Source organism: Cupriavidus sp. 01L45 (assembly GCF_056399885.1).
Genome location: NZ_JBFTSG010000033.1, coordinates 1 through 17,195 on the forward strand (window position 1 = coordinate 1; position 17,195 = coordinate 17,195).

The 17,195-nt window shown below is 67.1% G+C and carries 18 protein-coding genes; 10 read left to right on the forward strand and 8 right to left on the reverse strand.

Going from position 1 to position 17,195, the window contains the following annotated elements:
• On the forward strand, nt 1-1,157 hold a 1,157-nt coding region (locus AC1DT6_RS22070; protein WP_477114890.1), incomplete at its 5' end, for an ABC transporter substrate-binding protein.
• Between the two features lie 75 nt (nt 1,158-1,232).
• Here AC1DT6_RS22070 and AC1DT6_RS22075 read toward each other — a convergent pair.
• From AC1DT6_RS22075 to AC1DT6_RS22095, 5 genes are all read right to left on the reverse strand, one after another.
• Nucleotides 1,233-2,111 (reverse strand): class I SAM-dependent methyltransferase, encoded by an 879-nt coding sequence (locus AC1DT6_RS22075; RefSeq protein WP_045237422.1) that lies wholly within the window; start codon nt 2,109-2,111, stop codon nt 1,233-1,235.
• A gap of 105 nt (nt 2,112-2,216) precedes the next feature.
• Entirely contained in the window at nt 2,217-2,972 is a 756-nt protein-coding gene (locus AC1DT6_RS22080; RefSeq protein WP_045237423.1) for a tetratricopeptide repeat protein, read from the reverse strand.
• 46 nt (nt 2,973-3,018) lie between these two features.
• Nucleotides 3,019-3,549, reverse strand: a complete 531-nt coding sequence (locus AC1DT6_RS22085; RefSeq protein WP_477114891.1) for a DNA-deoxyinosine glycosylase — start codon at nt 3,547-3,549, stop codon at nt 3,019-3,021.
• A 127-nt stretch (nt 3,550-3,676) separates the two neighbouring features.
• Entirely contained in the window at nt 3,677-5,590 is a 1,914-nt protein-coding gene (gene htpG, locus AC1DT6_RS22090; RefSeq protein WP_477114892.1) for a molecular chaperone HtpG, read from the reverse strand.
• 202 nt (nt 5,591-5,792) lie between these two features.
• Nucleotides 5,793-7,328, reverse strand: coding sequence for an aminotransferase-like domain-containing protein (locus AC1DT6_RS22095; RefSeq protein ID WP_441626799.1), 1,536 nt, complete (start codon nt 7,326-7,328; stop codon nt 5,793-5,795).
• 84 nt (nt 7,329-7,412) lie between these two features.
• Between AC1DT6_RS22095 and AC1DT6_RS22100 the strand changes: the two genes are divergently transcribed.
• The 8 genes from AC1DT6_RS22100 (at nt 7,413) to AC1DT6_RS22135 (ending at nt 13,500) form a co-directional block, all read left to right on the forward strand.
• Nucleotides 7,413-8,096, forward strand: coding sequence for a VOC family protein (locus AC1DT6_RS22100; protein WP_441626801.1), 684 nt, complete (start codon nt 7,413-7,415; stop codon nt 8,094-8,096).
• Nucleotides 8,097-8,153: 57 nt separating this feature from the next.
• Nucleotides 8,154-8,870: an alanyl-tRNA editing protein gene (locus AC1DT6_RS22105; protein ID WP_441626803.1), complete on the forward strand. Its 717-nt coding sequence runs from the start codon at nt 8,154-8,156 to the stop codon at nt 8,868-8,870.
• A gap of 22 nt (nt 8,871-8,892) precedes the next feature.
• Nucleotides 8,893-9,531: a LysE family translocator gene (locus AC1DT6_RS22110; RefSeq protein WP_441626805.1), complete on the forward strand. Its 639-nt coding sequence runs from the start codon at nt 8,893-8,895 to the stop codon at nt 9,529-9,531.
• A gap of 75 nt (nt 9,532-9,606) precedes the next feature.
• Nucleotides 9,607-10,545 (forward strand): DMT family transporter, encoded by a 939-nt coding sequence (locus tag AC1DT6_RS22115; RefSeq protein WP_441626940.1) that lies wholly within the window; start codon nt 9,607-9,609, stop codon nt 10,543-10,545.
• An 11-nt stretch (nt 10,546-10,556) separates the two neighbouring features.
• Entirely contained in the window at nt 10,557-11,015 is a 459-nt protein-coding gene (locus AC1DT6_RS22120; RefSeq protein ID WP_477114893.1) for a RidA family protein, read from the forward strand.
• Nucleotides 11,016-11,102: 87 nt separating this feature from the next.
• Nucleotides 11,103-11,432, forward strand: a complete 330-nt coding sequence (locus tag AC1DT6_RS22125) for a DHCW motif cupin fold protein (protein WP_441626809.1) — start codon at nt 11,103-11,105, stop codon at nt 11,430-11,432.
• 39 nt (nt 11,433-11,471) lie between these two features.
• A complete protein-coding gene (locus tag AC1DT6_RS22130) occupies nt 11,472-12,659 on the forward strand; it encodes an aminotransferase-like domain-containing protein (protein ID WP_441626812.1) in 1,188 nt (395 codons plus the stop codon).
• Between the two features lie 196 nt (nt 12,660-12,855).
• The gene (locus tag AC1DT6_RS22135) at nt 12,856-13,500 is read left to right on the forward strand and encodes a glutathione S-transferase family protein (protein ID WP_441626814.1); all 645 of its coding nucleotides are present in this window, start codon (nt 12,856-12,858) and stop codon (nt 13,498-13,500) included.
• A gap of 52 nt (nt 13,501-13,552) precedes the next feature.
• On the opposite strand, the gene AC1DT6_RS22140 is transcribed toward AC1DT6_RS22135, so the two are convergent.
• On the reverse strand, nt 13,553-14,206 hold the full coding sequence (locus AC1DT6_RS22140; RefSeq protein ID WP_477104278.1) for a LysE family translocator: 654 nt from the start codon (nt 14,204-14,206) through the stop codon (nt 13,553-13,555).
• A gap of 375 nt (nt 14,207-14,581) precedes the next feature.
• Between AC1DT6_RS22140 and AC1DT6_RS22145 the strand changes: the two genes are divergently transcribed.
• Complete coding sequence (locus tag AC1DT6_RS22145; RefSeq protein ID WP_477104279.1) at nt 14,582-16,258, forward strand: L-lactate permease; 1,677 nt, start codon at nt 14,582-14,584, stop codon at nt 16,256-16,258.
• Nucleotides 16,259-16,351: 93 nt separating this feature from the next.
• On the opposite strand, the gene AC1DT6_RS22150 is transcribed toward AC1DT6_RS22145, so the two are convergent.
• Complete coding sequence (locus AC1DT6_RS22150) at nt 16,352-16,777, reverse strand: type II toxin-antitoxin system VapC family toxin (RefSeq protein WP_441626820.1); 426 nt, start codon at nt 16,775-16,777, stop codon at nt 16,352-16,354.
• Entirely contained in the window at nt 16,771-17,043 is a 273-nt protein-coding gene (locus tag AC1DT6_RS22155; RefSeq protein WP_441626822.1) for a type II toxin-antitoxin system Phd/YefM family antitoxin, read from the reverse strand. Before AC1DT6_RS22155 ends, AC1DT6_RS22150 begins: the two co-directional genes overlap by 7 nt.
• Nucleotides 17,044-17,195 lie beyond the last annotated feature (152 nt).

Genomic DNA, 17,195 nt, shown 5'->3' on the forward strand with positions numbered 1-17,195 from the left:
GTGCGGTGCGCCTCACCATGAGCGTGCCCAACTACGCCAACCTGGCCAACGACCTCAACAGCGTGCCGATCATGCCGAAGAAGATCGCGGCCACGCTGACCCAGGCCGATTTCGATTCGGGCAAGGCGATGATCGGCACCGGCCCCTTCAAATTCGTGCGCTTCGCGCGCGGGCAGGAAATCGTGATGGCCAGGAACCCCGACTACTGGGGTCCCAAGGTCGATTGGGATCGGGCGATCTTCCGCATCATCACCGACAACGGCGCGCGCAGCGCGGCGCTGCTGTCCGGCGACGTGGACGTGATCGAAAGCGTGCCCTCCGCCGACGTGGCCAGGCTCAGGCAGAACCCCAAGTTCCGCATCGAGCAGCAGGTCTCGTGGCGCACCATCTTCTGGCAGATGGACCAGTCGCGCGACAACCCGCCCTTCGTCACCGACAAGGCCGGCAAGCCGCTCGGCAAGAACCCGTTCAAGGACGCACGCGTGCGCGCCGCGATCAGCAAGGCGCTGAACCGCGACGCCATCGTCGACCGCATCATGGAAGGGCTGGCCGTGCCGGCCTCCTCGATCGTCTCGCCGCAGATCTTTGGCCATCCCGGCACCAAGCCCGAGGCCTATGATCCCGAAGGCGCGAAGAAGCTGCTGGCCGCGGCGGGCTATCCGGATGGCTTTGGCCTGACGCTGCACGCGACCAATAACCGCTACCTGAACGATGCCGCGGTGGCGCAGGCTACCGCCAGCATGCTGACGCGCATCGGCATTCAGACCAAGGTGGAGACACTGCCGGTGGCCGCGTACTTCACGCGCGCGCGCCAGGGAGACTTTGCGTTCGAGATGCTGGGCTGGGGGTCGGCGGCGGCCGACGTGGCGCTGCGCTCGATCACCGGGACGCCGAATCCCAAGACGGGATACGGAACGTGGAACTGGGGCAAGTACAGCAATACGCAGCTTGACCTGCTGATTGAGAAATCGCTGACCACGGTGAGCAGCGACAAGTCGCGGGAGGAAAATGCGCGGATCGCGGCCAAGTTTGCGCTGGCGGATCATGCCATTGTTCCTTCCCATAGCCAGTTGGCGATGTGGGCGATGCGCAAGGATCTGAAGTATGAAGCGCGTACCGACGAATGGTCGCTCGCCCAGTTCTTCCACAAGCAGTAAGGCAGAGCGCCGAAGCGCTCCCTGCTTGCGGCGCCGGCGGCGAGGGCCGGCGCCGCAAGCGGCAAGCCAGCCGCCTCAGATCCGCAAACCGTCCTCCTGCCGCGCATTCGCCGCCCGCAGTTTCTTCACCCAGTCGCGCGCGGGCAGGCCGGTGCTGTCCTCCACCACCTTGGCGCGCGCTTCCAGCACATCCCACGACACATCGATCGCCGGGCCGTTGAAGGCCAGGGCAATGACATTGCCGTCGTGCACCTCTGGGAACACCAGCACGCGGTTATCGAAGGCTTCGCAGATCCGCACGATGTTTTTGGGAAAGCTGTCGTGGTCGCCGAACAGGTTGATGGTCATCACGCCCGGTGCTTTCAGCACGCGGCGGCAGGCCTTGTAGAAGGCTGTCGTGTCCAGGACCGGTCCGCGCGCGGTGGCGTCGTAGAGATCGACCTGCAGGACATCGAGAGCGCCGGTGTGGGCGCCGTCCATCACGTAGTCCCAGGCATCCTGCTCACGCACGCTAAGGCGCTCGTCGTCCTCGCGCAGGCCAAACATGCTGCGCCCGGCCACGATCACGGACGGATTCAGCTCCACCGCGGTAACGCGCGCTCGGCTGAACTGGCGATGGCAGAACTTGGTCAGCGCGGCCGCGCCCAGACCCAGTTGCGCCACGTGGAAATCCGGCGCCGACGGCGACAGGAACAGCAGCCACGCCATCATTTGCTGCGCGTACTCCAGCTCGATGGCATCGGGCTTGCGCAGGCGCATCGCGCCCTGCACCCATTCGGTACCGAAATGCAGGTAGCGCACGCCTTCCATTTCGGAGAACGTCACCGGCGCGAAGCGCGGCGTCATGCGCTTTTCCTCGCGCGGCGCCGCCTGCGCGCCGTCGCGGCTGCGCGTGCCGCGTGCAGGACGGCGCGAGGCCTCGGCTTCGATCGATTTGCGTTTGAGAAGAGTCATGGTGGTCAGGAAAAAACAAGTCGATGTGACGCCCGCATAGGCGGCACGTAATACGGCGGCGGGCGATGGCCCCGCGATGCGAAGGCCCGCGCCGGTTCGTTCAGCTCACGCTTTGCCGAGCGCGCTCTGGGCGCGCCGCAGCCATTCGCTGTTGTGCTCGCGGGCGTGGCGCGGCCAGTGCTTGCCGTCGTGCACGATCTCGGCGTACAGCGCCTGGGCGCGCTCGCGGTCGGCCGGCGTGCCCTGCGCCGTCAGCCAGTCGGCGAACAGGCAGCGCGCGGCGGCGTCGCTGGCGCAGGTGAGCGCCTGCTCGAATGCGGCGCGCGTGCCCGGCGCGTTCGAGGCGGCCAGCGCGCGCGCATACAACAAGGCGGGATCGGCTTGCTGGCGGCCCTGCGGCTGGGCGGCGAACAGGCGTTCCAGCGCTGCCACGGCGGCGGCATGGCCGCCGGTGGCGAACTGCGCGCGCGCCAGGCCCAGCAGCAGCGCCGGGTCGGTGGCAAACGGGCCGCTGGCGGCGGCCTCGTAGTGTTCCAGCGCGGCCTTGGGGTCGCCGGCATCCAGCAAGGCGGCGCCCAGGCGCATGCGATGATCGACGGTGGGCGCCCGGTCAAATGCGTCGCGCGCCTCGCGCACCGCGCGGTTGGGGTCGACCAGCTGGCCGATGGCGCGCGTGGCGGCCCGCGCACCGCGCGTCTGGCGCAGTCCGGGCAGGTAGATGGCGAAGAAATACACCACGCTGCCCAGCCCCGGGAAGGCAAACAGGATCAGCAGCCAGTACATGTTCTGCTGCGTGCGCACCGCATGCACGGCAAAGAACACCGCGACGATGACGTGAAAACCAATTCCTAGGTATGGCATTGTCGGTCTACCTGCATAACGTGGGACGGTGGCGTGCCACCGTGATTCATGGCCGCGATTGTGACAGAAGCGCCCGCCACAACTCCAGCTTCTGCGCGAAGTTGCGCGCCGCATGGGCGGGGCTGGACGATGGCAGCACTACCGTCTCATAGCCGGCCGCCGCGAACTGCTGCGCGAAGCGTCCCGAGGTGCCGCCGTTGAAGCCCACCCGCCGCAACTCTGGCGCCAGTGCCATCAGCCGCACGAAGTCGTTGGCCTGCGGGTGGCGGATATTGCTGTCCAGGCTGCCCTCGCCCACGCAGGCGCCGAGCACGTCCCACACGCCGATGCGGTGGGACAGCAGCCGCACCAGCCGCTCCGCGTAGGGCAGCTCCGCCAGCGGCTCGCCGGTCAGCGCCCCCAGGAGCGGCCAGAACTGGTTGCGCGGGTGGGCGTAATACTGCCGCGCCGCCAAAGAGGCGGCGCCGGGAAAACTGCCCAGCACCAGCACGCGGGTGTGCCGGTCGATGACCGGGGGCAGGCCTTGCTGGAGATCGGGAGGGAGAACCGGGAGGGATGCGGAGGAAGGAACTTGCATGGGGGGAGTGTACCGCGCGGGAACTGGCACGCCCGGTGGCGGACAAGCGCTTGCGCGACTTGCTGCCAGCGCCCGCCCCCCCTCTCCACCGGTGCGCGGGGGAAAGGGGAGCAAACCGCCGCTTGGGTTACGCCAGCAGCTTGTTGATGCGGTGCACGTAGGCCGACGGATCCTCGAGCGTGCCGCCCTCGGCCAGCAGGGCCTGGTCGAACAGCACATGCACGCGATCGCCGAAGGCTTCGTCCCTGGGGCCAGCTTCCGCCAGCGCGCGCAGCTTGCGCACCAGCGCGTGGTCCGGGTTCAGCTCCAGGATGGGCTGGGCGTCCGGCGCCTTCTGGCCCGCCTGCTTCAGCAGGCGTTGCAGGTAGCCGCTCATGTCGCCTTCGTCCGACACCAGGCAGGACGCGGACTCGGTCAGGCGCAGCGTCACGCGAACGTCCTTGGCCTTGCCTTCCAGCACGGTCTTGGCGCGTTCCAGCACGTCCTTCCAGTCGCCTTCCGCCTTTTCCTGCTCGGCCTTTTCATCGGCATCGGCCAGCGCGCCGAGTTCCAGGTCGCCACGTGCCACCGAGACCAGTTCCTTGCCATCGAACTCGCGCAGGAAGGACAGCATCCACTCGTCCACGCGGTCGGTGAGCAGCAGCACTTCGATGCCCTTCTTGCGGAACACTTCCAGGTGCGGGCTGGACTTGGCCGCGGACCAGCTGTCGGCCGTGACATAGTAGATCTTGTCCTGGCCTTCCTTCATGCGGCTCACGTAGGCGGCGAGCGCCACGCTCTGCTCGGCGGTGTCCTGCTGCGTGGAAGCAAAGCGCAGCAGCTTGGCGATGCGCTCCAGGTTGCCGGCGTCTTCGCCCAGGCCTTCCTTGAGTGCCTGGCCGAACTGCTGCCAGAAGGTGGTGTACTTGGCGCGTTCGGCTTCGTCGTCGCTGTCGGCCAGCGTTTCCAGCATCGACAGCACGCGCTTGGTGCAGCCTTCGCGGATGGCCTTGACGTCGCGGCTTTCCTGCAGCAATTCACGCGAGACGTTGAGCGGCAGGTCGGCCGAATCCACCACGCCCTTGACGAAGCGCAGGTAGGCCGGCAGCAGCTGGTCGGCGTCGTCCATGATGAAGACGCGCTTCACATAGAGCTTGAGGCCGCCCTTGTGGTTGCGGTCCCACAGGTCGAACGGCGCGCGCGCCGGCACGTACAGCAACTGCGTGTACTCGCTGCGGCCTTCGACGCGGTTGTGGGTGTAGGCCAGCGGCGCTTCGTTGTCGTGCGCGATGTGCTGGTAGAAGGTGGTGTACTGCTCTTCGGTGATGTCCGACTTGGAGCGGGTCCACAGCGCGCTTGCCTGGTTCACGCTTTCCCACTCGCCGGTGGCTTTGTAGGCGCTGGCCTCGGCATCCCACACTTCCTTGGGCATGCGGATCGGCAGCGAGATATGGTCGGAGTACTTCTGGATGATGCCCTTGAGCTTCCAGGCCGAGAGGAAATCGGCCTCGCCTTCGCGCAGGTGCAGCGTGATGGTGGAACCGCGCTCGGCGCGGTCGATGGCGTCCACGCTGAACTCGCCGTCGCCGGCGCTTTCCCAGCGTACGGCTTCGCTCGCGGGCAGGCCGGCGCGGCGGGTCTCCACCGTCACCTTGTCGGCCACGATAAAGGCCGAGTAGAAACCCACGCCGAACTGGCCGATCAGGGCGGCGTCCTTTTGCTGGTCGCCGGAGAGTTGCTGGAAGAATTCCTTGGTGCCCGAACGGGCGATGGTGCCGAGGTTGCGGATCGCCTCATCGCGGCTCATGCCGATACCGTTGTCGGTGATCTTCAGCGTGCGCGCCGCGGGATCGGCCTCGAAGCGGATCGCCAGGTCGGCATCGTTCTCGAGCAGGGCCGGGTTGGCAATCGCCTCGAAGCGCAGCTTGTCGGTGGCGTCGGAAGCATTCGAAACCAGCTCGCGCAGGAAAATTTCCTTGTTGCTGTACAGCGAGTGGATCATCAGGTGCAGCAGTTGCTTCACTTCCGCCTGGAAGCTCATCGTCTCGTGCGGTGCGGTCATGGTTCTCCTCTTCAAACTTGGCTAACTTGGGAATCTGGGTCATGTGGCGGACCGGACCCGAAAGCTACCGGGTCCGGTCCGCGCGAACTTCTGGCAACGCCGGGCCGCCCCCTCCTGGTGCCGGCCCGGCATTACGCCAATGTCCGCAAACATAGGGGCGGCGGCGCCGTTTTCAAGATGCGGCGCGCAGGCGGCTGCGCCGCTAGCGCCGGTCCAGCTGGCGCGCCAGGAAGGCCAGCATATCGGGATCCTGGCTGCTGGCCACGTTGAAGCGCATCCAGCCCGAAGGCATCTGGGAGGGCGAAAACAGGCTGCCCGGCGCGAACAGGTAGCCTTCTTCGTGGCCGGCGGTGGCGATGGCGTTGGTGTCCCGCCCGGTGTCCGCCCACAGGTACATGCCGGCATGCTGCCCGGGAAACAGCGTCAAGCCTAGCCGTTCGATGGTACGGCGGGTGTCGTCGCGGGCGCGGTCGAGCCGGTTGCGCACCCGCTCCACATGCTTGCGGTAGTGGCCTTCCGTCAGCACCTTATAGAGCACTCGCTCGTTGATCTCCGGCGAGGCCAGCCCCGCCAGCAGCTTGCTGTCGGTCAGGCTGGCGGCCAGTTCGGAGTGCGCCGCGATAAAACCCACCCGCAGGTTGGCGGCCAGCGTCTTGGAGAAGCTGCCCAGGTAGATCACGCGGCGCAACTGGTCCAGGCTGGCCAGCCGGGTGGCGGCGTGGCCGGGCGGGCACAGGTCGCAATAGATGTCGTCCTCGACGATCAGCAGGTCATACTGCTCGGCCAGCCGCAGCAGCTGGAAGGCCTTGGCGGCCGACAGCGAGGTGCCGGTCGGGTTGTGCAGTACCGAGTTGATCACCATCAGGCGCGGCCGGCGCGCCTGCAGGATGCGCTCCAGTGCTTCCAGGTCGGGGCCTTCGGCGGTGTAGGGCATGCCGATCAGCTGGGCGCCCTGGGCGGCAAAGCGGCCGAACATGACGAACCAGGCCGGATCACCCACCAGTACGGCGTCGCCCGGACGCAGGTAGAGCCGGGCGATCAGGTCGAGTGCCTGGGTGATGCCGGAGGTCAGCACGATCTGGTCCGGGGTGGCGCCGATCTCCAGCTCGGCCAGGCGGTTGCGCAGTTGCTGGCGCAGGGGCAGGAAGCCCTGCGGCGTGCCGCTGGCCAGGAAATGGCTGCCCGGCTGGCGGCCCAGGCCGCGCAGCGCGCTGGCGATCAGCTCGCCGTCCAGCCAGTCGTTGGGCAGGAAGCCCATCCCCGGGGACTTATGCGGCTCGGTGGAGTGGAACATGCTGCGCAGCAGCCAGGTCACGTCGATATTGCGCGCGCCGGTAGCCACGGGCGCTACCGCCGCCACCTGCGGCGTGCGCTCGCGCACATAGAAGCCCGAGCCGCGACGCGATTCCAGGTAGCCCAGCGCCACCAGCCGCTCGTAGGCCTCGACCACGGTGAAGCGCGAGATGCCCTTTTCCTGCGCGAGCTGGCGGATCGAAGGCATCCGCATGCCGGCGCGGAACACCCGCTCGTCGATACGCATCCGCGCCCATTCGGTCAGTTGTTCCACCAGCGTCATCTGCACCGAGGGCACCGGGTCGGGCATGCGTTCGGTGGGGGGCGGCAGCACCAGGCGCAATGACCGCGCCTGTTCGCCGGCGCCGGAGACCGCGCCGTCGCGCTTGCCTGCCCCGGCTCCTTTATCCTTGTGCCCTGGCGCAATCGGGTCCCTGCTGTTCATGCCTTGCTCCCGCCACTGTACTGAGAATGTTCTGCATAACTGTATCGGTACTGTACCGACAACCTTGTCTACCATCAACACACCATGACAATTGCCCTCGACCATCTCGTGATCGCCGCTCCCACGCTTGCCGAGGGGGCGCAGCACGTCGCCGATGCGCTTGGCGTGACGCCCCAGCCGGGCGGCGCCCATCCGGGCATGGGCACGCACAATGGTCTGCTCGGCCTGTTCGGCGGGGCCTACATCGAGGTGATCGCCATCGATCCCGAGGCGCCGCCCCCCGCCCGGCCACGCTGGTTTGGCCTGGACACCGAGGCGGTACAGGCGCGGCTGCGCTATGGCCCCTTCCTGCTGCACTGGGCGGCGCGTGTGGAGCGGCCAACCGACCTGTCCCTGTGGCAAGCGCAGTACCCCGGGCGCATCCCGCCGGTCATCCCGATGACCCGTGGCGACCTGCGCTGGCGTATCACCGTGCCCGAGGACGGCAGCCTGCCGTCGTGGCCGGCTGACGATGGGGATGGCGCGTCGATCCAGGGCGCAGGCATCCTCCCCACGCTGATCCAGTGGGATGTGCCGACCCATCCCTCGTCCCGGCTGCCGAACCAGGGCCTGGCGCTGCGCGCGCTGCGCGGCCGGCATCCGCAGGCGGCCCGGCTTGCCGAGGCCATGCAATGGCTGGGCGGCGGCCCGATCGCCCTGGAGGCGTCAACCGTCGCGGAGCTGACCGCGGAGATAGAAACGCCAGACGGCGTGCGCACGCTGCGCTGAACCAGGCGCAAAGCAATAAACACAACAACCACAACAACAATGAAGGAGGCCCGACCGATGTCCGCCACCCGCAAACGCTTCGACGACGACGCTTATCTCGGCAGCTGCACCGCCACCGTGGTGGCCGTGCACGCTGACGGCATCGAACTCGACCAGACCGTGTGCTACGCACGCAGCGGCGGCCAGGCGGGGGATACCGGCACGCTCAGGCTGGCCAACGGCGCCACCATTGCCCTGCTGGAAACGGTGTACACCCCGGACCGCAGCCATATCCTGCACGTGCCCGAGCCCGGCGCCGCGCTGCCGGAGCCGGGCGACATCGTCGCCGTCACCATCGACTGGGAGCGCCGTCACCGGCTGATGCGGCTGCATACCTGCCTGCACCTGCTGGGTTCGCTGATCCCGGTGCCGGTGACCGGCTGCGGCATCTCGCCCGACTCGGCGCGCATTGATTTCGACCTGCCGGAGTCCACGCTCGACAAAGCCGTGCTCACCGAACAGCTCAACGCGCTGATCGGCACCGACAGCCAGGTCGGTATCGAACGCATCACGCCCGAGGAGCTGGCCGCGCAACCGGAACTGGTACGCACCGTGGGCGCCGCGCCACCGGCCGGCAGCGACGCGATCCGCATCATCGACATCCCCGGCGTGGACCGCCAGCCCTGCGGTGGCACCCATGTGGCGGCTACCGGCGAGATCGGCGCGGTGGTGGTGACCAAGATCGAGAAGAAGAGCCGCACCAACCGCCGTGTGGTCGTGCAGTTCGCGGCGTGACAAGGGCACGACGACCATGATCATGGACCCTGCCCTGCTGACCGGGTTGTCGGCGGCCCAGTTCGCCGCGCTGCTGTCGCTGATGACGGTGGGCTTGTTCACGCCGGGCCCCAACACCACCATCGCCGCCGTCACTGGCGCCAACTTCGGCTTGCGCGCCACGCTGCCCCACTGCGTGGGCGTGGCGTTCGGCTTCGCCAGCATCCTGGCGCTGTGCGCGGCCGGCGTGGGCGCGCTGATCCTGGCCAGCCCGGCGCTGGCGCTGCTGGTGCGCGCGGCCGGCGTGCTCTACCTGTTATGGCTGGCGCTCAAGCTGGCGCGCAGCACCGTGCTGTCGGACAAGCAGGTACTGCGCCCGCTGTCGGTGTGGCAATCGGCAGCGCTGCAATACGCCAATATCAAGGCGTGGATGCTGGCGCTGGCGACGGCCGCGTCGTACATGGCCGACGCCCAGTCGCCGCTGCACCGGGCCTTCCTGGTGTGCACCGTGTTCGGCGTGCTTGGCTTCGTCAGCAATGGCCTGTACGGCGTGCTCGGCGCCTCGCTGCGGCAATGGCTGCAGGCGGGCCATCGTATCCGCTGGTTCAACCGCGGCATGGGCCTGGCCCTCGCACTGACCGCGCTGTGGATCGCGCTTGCCAGCCTGCCCACCCTTCACTGAGCATCCAAGATGGCCGCCGGACCCGCCTCCCTCCCCAACGTCAACAACGCCCCCGGCGCCACGCATAGCGGCGGCATGCTGCTCGGCTTTACCGGCGTGGCCATATTCAGCCAGACCTTGCCCTTCACCCGCATGGCGGTGGCCGAACTGGACGCCACCTTCGTGGCGCTCGGCCGCGCGGTGGTGGCGGCATTGCTGGCGCTGGTGCTGCTATGGCAGCGCGGTGCCTTCGCGCGCATGCGCCGGCCCCAGGGCGGCCAGTGGTGGCGCCTGGCGGTGACGGCGCTGGGCGTGGTGGTGGGCTTTCCGCTGTTTTCCTCGCTGGCCATGCGCGAAGTGCCGGCCGGCCATGGCGCCATCATCACCGGCCTGCTGCCGCTGGCCACCGCGGTCTTTGCCGCCTGGTTCGGGGGCGAGCGGCCCTCGCCCGCGTTCTGGCTGTCGGCCGCTGTCGGCAGCGCGCTGGTGATCGCCTTCGCGCTCTGGCAGGGCGCGGGCGGGCTGCAGCACGCCGACTGGCTGCTGTTCGCGGCCATGGTGCTGGGCGCGCTGGGCTACGCCGAAGGCGGCAAGCTGTCACGCGAACTCGGCGGGCTGGAAACCATCAGCTGGGCGCTGGTGGTGGCGCTGCCCCTGCTGCTGCCGGTGGTGGCCTGGCTGGGGCTGCAACATCCCGATCAGATCGCCGCTGCCTCGCCGCGCGCGTGGCTCGGCATGGGCTACGTGTCCGTGTTCTCGATGTTCATCGGCTTCCTGTTCTGGTACGCCGGGCTCGCAAAAGGCGGTGTGGCGCGCGTGGGCCAGATACAATTGCTGCAGCCGTTCCTCACGCTGGCGGGCGGCGCCCTGATGCTGGCCGAGCCGCTCGATGCCGCCACCCTCGCTTTTGCGGTGGCGGTGATCGCCGTGGTGGCCCTGGGCCGCCGGACTGCGGTGCGCAGCGCCCCCGCGGGCCCTGTGCCCGCACCCGCCGTCGAAGAACCCCACCCCATTCCAACGGGACGATCCCACTGACTGGAGACCCTATGTCCGTCTACAACACTCTTGCCCGCCTCGGCATCGAACTGCCCACCGCCGGCGCCCCGGCCGCCGCCTACGTGATGGCCGCGCAAACCGGCAACACCGTGTTCCTTTCAGGCCACATCGCCCGCAAGGACGGCAAGCCCTGGGCAGGCAAGCTGGGCAAGGACCTGGGCACCGAAGACGGCAAGGCCGCCGCGCGCTCGATCGCCGTGGACCTGCTGGCCACGCTGCACACCCACCTGGGCGGCKACCTGAACCGTGTCACCCGCATCGTCAAGGTGATGAGCCTGGTCAACTCCACGCAGGAGTTCACCGAGCAGCACCTGGTGACCAACGGCGCCTCGGAGCTGCTGGCGGAAATCTTTGGCGACGCCGGCAAGCATGCCCGCAGCGCCTTCGGCGTGGCGCAGATCCCGCTGGGCGCCTGCGTCGAGATCGAGATGATCGTTGAAGTGAAGTAAGAGGGCTTGATCCGGGAGGCAGGATGCACCCGTGCCGGTGCGTCCCGCCCCCCATCCCCGAACAGCAAGAGGAATCCTGTCCCACACATGCGCATCGACAACCTGCCCTTCGGCACCACCGACTGGTCCGAGATCACCCCGACCCGCCATCCCGGCGACACCGGGGAAGCCCTCTGGCGCACCCGCCAGTTCGGCGATATCCGCGTTCGCATGGTGGAGTATTCCGCCGGGTACCTCGCCGATCACTGGTGCACCAAAGGGCACATCCTGTTTGTGCTGGAAGGCGAGCTGCATACCGAGCTGGAAGACGGCCGGCATTTCGTGCTCGCCGCGGGCACGAGCTACCAGGTTGCCGACCACGCCGAACCGCACCGTTCGTCCACCCCGACCGGCGCCCGGCTTTTTATCGTTGACTGAGTCGATCCCGTTCGACTCCCCACATACCAAGAGAACATCATGAACTGGGCCATCTCCCGCCGGGCGCAACAGCTGACCAGCTCGGCTATCCGCGAAATCCTGAAAGTCACCGAGCGTCCGGAAGTCATTTCCTTCGCTGGTGGCCTGCCCTCCCCGGCCACATTCCCGGTAGCGGCCATGGAACAGGCGGTGGCCCGGATCTTCGCCGACAATCCGCAGGCAGCGCTGCAATACGCCGCGACCGAAGGCTACATGCCGCTGCGCGAATTCATTGCCAAGCGTCATAACGTGGACGTGGAGCGCGTGCTGATCACCACCGGCTCGCAACAGGCGCTGGACCTGATCGCCAAGGTGATGATCGATCCGGGCAGCCCGGTGCTGGTGGAAACGCCCAGCTACCTCGGCGCGCTGCAGGCCTTCTCGCTGTTCGAGCCGGAATTCGTCTCGGTGCCGGGCGACGACAAGAGCCTGCTGCCCGAAGCCCTCACGCCCGAGCTGACCGCCGGCGCGCGCTTCCTCTACGCCCTGCCCAACTTCCAGAATCCCACCGGACGGCGCATGCCGCTGGAACGCCGCCAGGCGCTGGTGGCGCGCGCGCGCGAACTTGGCGTGCTGCTGGTCGAGGACGATCCCTACGGTGAACTGAGCTACCACGGCGACCAGTTGCCCAGCCTGCTGTCGATGAATCCCGACGGCGTGATCTACATGGGCTCGTTCTCCAAGATCCTCGCACCCGGCCTGCGCCTGGGCTTCGTGATCGCCCCGCCCGAGCTGCACTTCAAGCTGTGCCAGGCCAAGCAGGCATCGGACCTGCACACGCCCAGCTTCACCCAGCGCCTGGCTTACGAGGTGGTGCGCGACGGCCTGCTGGACACGCACATCCCGACCATCCGCACGCTCTACGCCGCGCAGTGCCAGGCCATGCTGGATTCGCTTGGGCGCCACATGCCCGAAGGCGTGACCTGGAACGCGCCGGAGGGCGGCATGTTCATCTGGATGGAGCTGCCCGAAGGGCTGGACAGCATGGAGATCCTGCAGGAAGCGGTCAAGCGCAACGTGGCCTATGTGCCGGGCGCGCCGTTCTACGCCAGCAACCCGCGCCGCAACGCGCTGCGGCTGGCTTTCGTCACGGTGGCGCCGGAGCGCATCGAACAGGGCGTGGCCATCCTCGGCACGCTGTTCCGCGAAGCCATCGCCAAGCACGCGCCGCAGGCCAAGGCAGCCTGAGGCATCGCGCAGGCAACGCCTGCGCGAACCGGGCCAGTCTGACGGCCGGCCCGGCTGCCGTGCCGATACAACGCATACATCTCCCGGCTGATTCCTCGGCGGCGGGCTTCATGGCAAGATAACAACATCACCCGTCAGCCCGGGCCCTGCGCCACATAGCGCATGGAGCGGCCCAAGCCATCAGGAGAAGATTGTCGTGCTGCGTATCTGGGGTCGGCTCTCATCGATCAATGTGCAGAAAGTTGTCTGGTGCGCGCGCGAGCTGCACCTGGACCACGAACGCATCGACATCGGCGTCAGCGAGGGCGACCTCGATACCGAAGCCTATGTCCGGCTCAACCCCGACCGCAGCATTCCGGTGATCGAGGATTTCCGCGGCACCGACGTCGGCGGCGAGCCTTTTGTGCTGTGGGAGTCCAACGCCATCGTGCGCTATCTTTGCGCGCATGATGGCGAGGACACTCTGTGGCCCGGCAACGTCAAGGCGCGCGCGCTGGCTGACCGCTGGATGGACTGGCAGACCAACGCCTTCAGTCCCGCCATGGTCGACGCGTTTCGCCAGCTGGTACGGGTGCCCGCCGGACAGCGCGACCCCGACCTGATCGCCCGCTCCCTGGAACGCACCGAACCGCTGGCGGCCCGGCTCGACGAAGCCCTGGCCCAGCGCGAGTTCATCTGCGGCGACCGCTTCACCATGGCCGACATCCCGCTGGCCTGCGCCGCGCACCGCTGGCTGGGCCTGCCGGTGACGCACCAGCCCCGTGCGCATCTCGAACGCTGGCTTGCCGCGATGCGCGCCCGGCCGGCCGCCACGGGGATCCTGGCGCTGCCGCTCACCTGAAACGCAGCCCGCCCATCCTCCCCGCCTCAACGGCCAACGTACCTGCCGGCGGCTACTTGCTGTTGCGTCCGCCCGACACTGCCGCGAGCACGCCCAGACCGATCAATGCGCCGGCGGTCAGGTAACGGCCTGCGGACTGCACGCCTCTTGCACGGGACAGATACGGCAACACGGCCGCCGCAGCCAGCACATAGCAGCAATCGGTGATGGAGGCGACCAGCACGAAGATGCCGCCAAGGGCAATGCTCTGTGGCAGCGCCGAGATGGCCGGATCCATGAATTGCGGCAGGAAGGCTGCGAAGAACAAGGTGGTCTTGGGGTTGAACAAGGCCACGACGAAGCCATCGCGAAACACGCGCCGCAGGCCGGCGCCTCCGGCTTCCGGCCCTGCTTCGCCGGCGGCCGCCGGACGCGCACGCAGTGCGCGCAGCCCGAGATACACGAGGTAGGCAGCGCCTGCATACTTGATCACGGCAAAAGCCAGCGCCGACACCGCGAACAGCGCCGCCAGCCCCAGCGCGGCCGCCAGTACATTGACCAGATTGCCCAGCACTACTGCCACCACCGAAGCCAGGCCGGCAAGCCGGCCCTGCCCAAGGGTGCGCGCCACGATGTAGATCACGGCGGGCCCCGGCGTCACCGCGAGCAACAGGCTGGACAACAGGAAAGCGGCCAGCATGGGACCGCCGGGAATGATGTGATGCATGACGAGACTCCCCCGCAAGTTCGAACGCCGCCCTGTCATGCCGGTCCGCCCAGCCTCCGCGAGCGCCAGGGCACGAAAGACAACCAGTGCATTCTGCCACCACGGGCCTGGCCAGCATACATTTGCGTATCGAGTGGTTTGGAGTACTCTGCCAATGGCACAGAGAGTGCACCAGCCTGCCCCCAGGCAAACCCTGATCCCTGAATCCGGCTCACGACGATGGTGATTCAATTTAGGGCGTCGTGGCGGGAACCCATCCTTAAAATCGCGAAGTCTGTCGGACGCGTGGCTGGCATGGCACGTCGGAACAAGAGCCAAAACGGCAGGCCGGTGCAATCAGAAAAGAACCTGCCGCCCAACCCGAGGAGATTCATCGTGTGGAGTCAAGTCTATGACCCGCTAGGCAGCATGGCGTTATCAACGCTAGCTGCCGGCATTCCTGTCGCCGTACTGCTGGCTTCGCTGGCATTCTTCCATATGCAGGCCCACTTGGCCGCCGGCCTGGCGCTGGTGGTGGGCGTGGTCATCGCTGCCGCCGTATTCGGCATGCCTGCCGAGATGGCGGGCAAGGCCGCCGGCCTGGGCATCGTGTCGGGACTGTTCCCGATCGGCTGGATCGTGCTGAACATCATCTTCCTGCACCGGCTGACCACCCTGAACGGCTCCTTCAAGGTGCTGCAGAACTCGATCTCGGGCATCACCGAAGACCGCCGCCTGCAACTGCTGCTGGTGGCGTTCAGCTTCGGCGCCTTCTTCGAGGGCGCGGCCGGCTTCGGTACGCCGGTGGCGGTCACGGGTGCGATCCTGATCGGGCTTGGCTTTTCGCCGCTGGCCGCCTCCGGCCTGGCGCTGATCGCCAATACCGCGCCGGTGGCATACGGCGCGCTGGGCGCACCGCTGATCGGGCTGGCCTCGGTCACCGGCCTCGACCTGCTGCACCTCTCGGCCATGGTCGGCCGCCAGTTGCCGTTCTTCTCGGTGCTGGTGCCGTTCTGGCTGATCTGGGCGTTCGCGGGCTTCCGCGGCATGCTGGCGATCTGGCCAGCAATCCTGGTCGCCGGCGTGACCTTCGCCGTGCCGCAGTTCCTGGTCTCCAACTACCACGGCCCCTGGCTGGTCGACGTGATCGCCGCGCTGGTCTCGATGGGCTGCCTCACGCTGTTCCTGAAAGTGTGGAAGCCCAAGGAAATCTGGACCTCCACCAAGATCCTGGGCCGCCACGATGACTCCAAGGTCGACGACCCTGCGGCCGTGGCCGCCGAAGCACGCGCCAGCGCCGCCTCCGCCAGCATCTCGGTGGTCAAGGCCTGGATGCCGTGGGTGATCCTGACGGTCTTCGTCTTCGTCTGGGGCATTCCGGAATTCAAGAAGCTGATGGATGGCCTGTGGCAATTCAAGTTTCCGATTCCCGGACTCGACAAGGCCGTGCTCAAGGTGCCGCCGGTGGTGCCCAAGGCCATCGCCGAAGGCGCGGTGTTCAACTTCAACGTGCTGTCGATGGCGGGCACCGGCATCCTGGCCTCGGCCTTGCTGGGCGGCTTGCTGATGGGTTACTCGGTACCGCGCCTCGTCAGGGAATACTGGGAAACCATCAAGCTGGTGAAATATTCGCTGCTGACCATCTGCGCCATGTTCGGCATTGGCTACCTGACCCGCTACTCGGGCCTGGACGCCACCATGGGACTGGCGTTTGCCCACACCGGCGTGTTCTACCCGCTGTTCGGCACCATGCTGGGCTGGCTGGGCGTGGCGCTGACCGGTTCCGACACCGCCTCCAACGTGCTGTTTGGCGGCTTGCAAAAGACCACGGCCGAGCAACTCGGGCTGTCGCCGATCCTGATGGCATCGGCCAACAGCTCCGGCGGCGTGATGGGCAAGATGATCGACGCGCAGTCCATCGTGGTGGCATCGACCGCCACCAAGTGGTATGGCCACGAGGGCGACATCCTGCGCTATGTGTTCTTCCACTCGGTAGCGCTGGCGGTTTTGGTCGGACTGTTCATCACGCTGCAGGCGTACGTGCACCCGTTCACGCAGATGGTGATTCACTGAGTGGGCAAACCAGCGGCCATGAAAGAGGCCCCGCCCGTGCATGGGCGGGGCCAGACCGAAGGAGAAACGGGAGCCGGGTGCCGGAAGCCGCGCTCAGCCCCCGAACCAGTTGGCCAGCCGCAAGCCCGCCAGCCCGGCAAAATCCCTGGTATTGCGCGTCACCAGCGTCAGGCCGTGCGCCATCGCGACGGATGCGATCTGTCCGTCCACAAAGGGCAGGCTCAGCCCAGCCCGCTCCCGCGAATTGCGTAGCTCGGCATGGATCCGTGCCGCGGCGCTGTCATAGGGCAAGACCGGCAAGCTGCCCGCCACTGCCTGCACGAAACGGCCAACTGCGTCCTTGCGCTGGCCATCCGGCATACGCAGCCAGCCATAACGTAGTTCATGCCAAACCGTCGCCGGAATAGCCAGTTCGCCATCGAATCGGGCCAGATTCGCCATTACCCCTGCATCCGGCCTTGGCCGCATTGTCTCCGAGACAATGTTGGTGTCCAGCAGCCAACTCACGGCGCTCACCATGTGAAATCACGCCCGTCGCCGGGTTGACGCACATGCTCGAATGGGTCTGCCTCGTCTTCCGTTTGCACGTGCTCGCTGCGCCATTCGCTCAAACGCCCAAAGAATCCAGACGGGGAACCGACAAGCAGCCGGTATTGCGACCACGACATCAAAACGGCAGCCGGCTGACCGCGCCGGGAGATCAGGAGCGGTTCCTGCCCACTTTCCGCGTCCCGAAGCACATCAGCGAGATGCGCTCGTGCCTCCGAGAATGGAATGGTTTGCATAGCGTTGCCCCTTACTTGAAATGTACAATTCAATTGTACAAGAGCAAGCCACCGAGCGTCGGCTTACGGCTCGAATCGGCAACTGGTCACTCGTGAGCGCTGGCCGCCGCACGCCAGCCGTTGAAACTCGAAGAAAAAACCCGCCACTGCCG

What these genes read in the sequence shown, in the direction of transcription:
- AC1DT6_RS22105 (WP_441626803.1), top strand. Translation starts at nt 8,154, where the DNA reads ATGTCCGCCACCCGCAAACGCTTCGACGACGACGCTTATCTCGGCAGC.
- AC1DT6_RS22100 (WP_441626801.1), top strand. Translation starts at nt 7,413, where the DNA reads ATGACAATTGCCCTCGACCATCTCGTGATCGCCGCTCCCACGCTTGCC.
- AC1DT6_RS22080 (WP_045237423.1), bottom strand. Translation starts at nt 2,972, where the DNA reads ATGCCATACCTAGGAATTGGTTTTCACGTCATCGTCGCGGTGTTCTTT.
- AC1DT6_RS22155 (WP_441626822.1), bottom strand. Translation starts at nt 17,043, where the DNA reads ATGCAAACCATTCCATTCTCGGAGGCACGAGCGCATCTCGCTGATGTG.
- AC1DT6_RS22140 (WP_477104278.1), bottom strand. Translation starts at nt 14,206, where the DNA reads ATGCATCACATCATTCCCGGCGGTCCCATGCTGGCCGCTTTCCTGTTG.
- AC1DT6_RS22115 (WP_441626940.1), top strand. Translation starts at nt 9,607, where the DNA reads ATGCTGCTCGGCTTTACCGGCGTGGCCATATTCAGCCAGACCTTGCCC.
- AC1DT6_RS22110 (WP_441626805.1), top strand. Translation starts at nt 8,893, where the DNA reads ATGGACCCTGCCCTGCTGACCGGGTTGTCGGCGGCCCAGTTCGCCGCG.
- AC1DT6_RS22095 (WP_441626799.1), bottom strand. Translation starts at nt 7,328, where the DNA reads ATGAACAGCAGGGACCCGATTGCGCCAGGGCACAAGGATAAAGGAGCC.
- AC1DT6_RS22075 (WP_045237422.1), bottom strand. Translation starts at nt 2,111, where the DNA reads ATGACTCTTCTCAAACGCAAATCGATCGAAGCCGAGGCCTCGCGCCGT.
- AC1DT6_RS22150 (WP_441626820.1), bottom strand. Translation starts at nt 16,777, where the DNA reads ATGGTGAGCGCCGTGAGTTGGCTGCTGGACACCAACATTGTCTCGGAG.
- AC1DT6_RS22085 (WP_477114891.1), bottom strand. Translation starts at nt 3,549, where the DNA reads ATGCAAGTTCCTTCCTCCGCATCCCTCCCGGTTCTCCCTCCCGATCTC.
- AC1DT6_RS22130 (WP_441626812.1), top strand. Translation starts at nt 11,472, where the DNA reads ATGAACTGGGCCATCTCCCGCCGGGCGCAACAGCTGACCAGCTCGGCT.
- htpG (WP_477114892.1), bottom strand. Translation starts at nt 5,590, where the DNA reads ATGACCGCACCGCACGAGACGATGAGCTTCCAGGCGGAAGTGAAGCAA.
- AC1DT6_RS22125 (WP_441626809.1), top strand. Translation starts at nt 11,103, where the DNA reads ATGCGCATCGACAACCTGCCCTTCGGCACCACCGACTGGTCCGAGATC.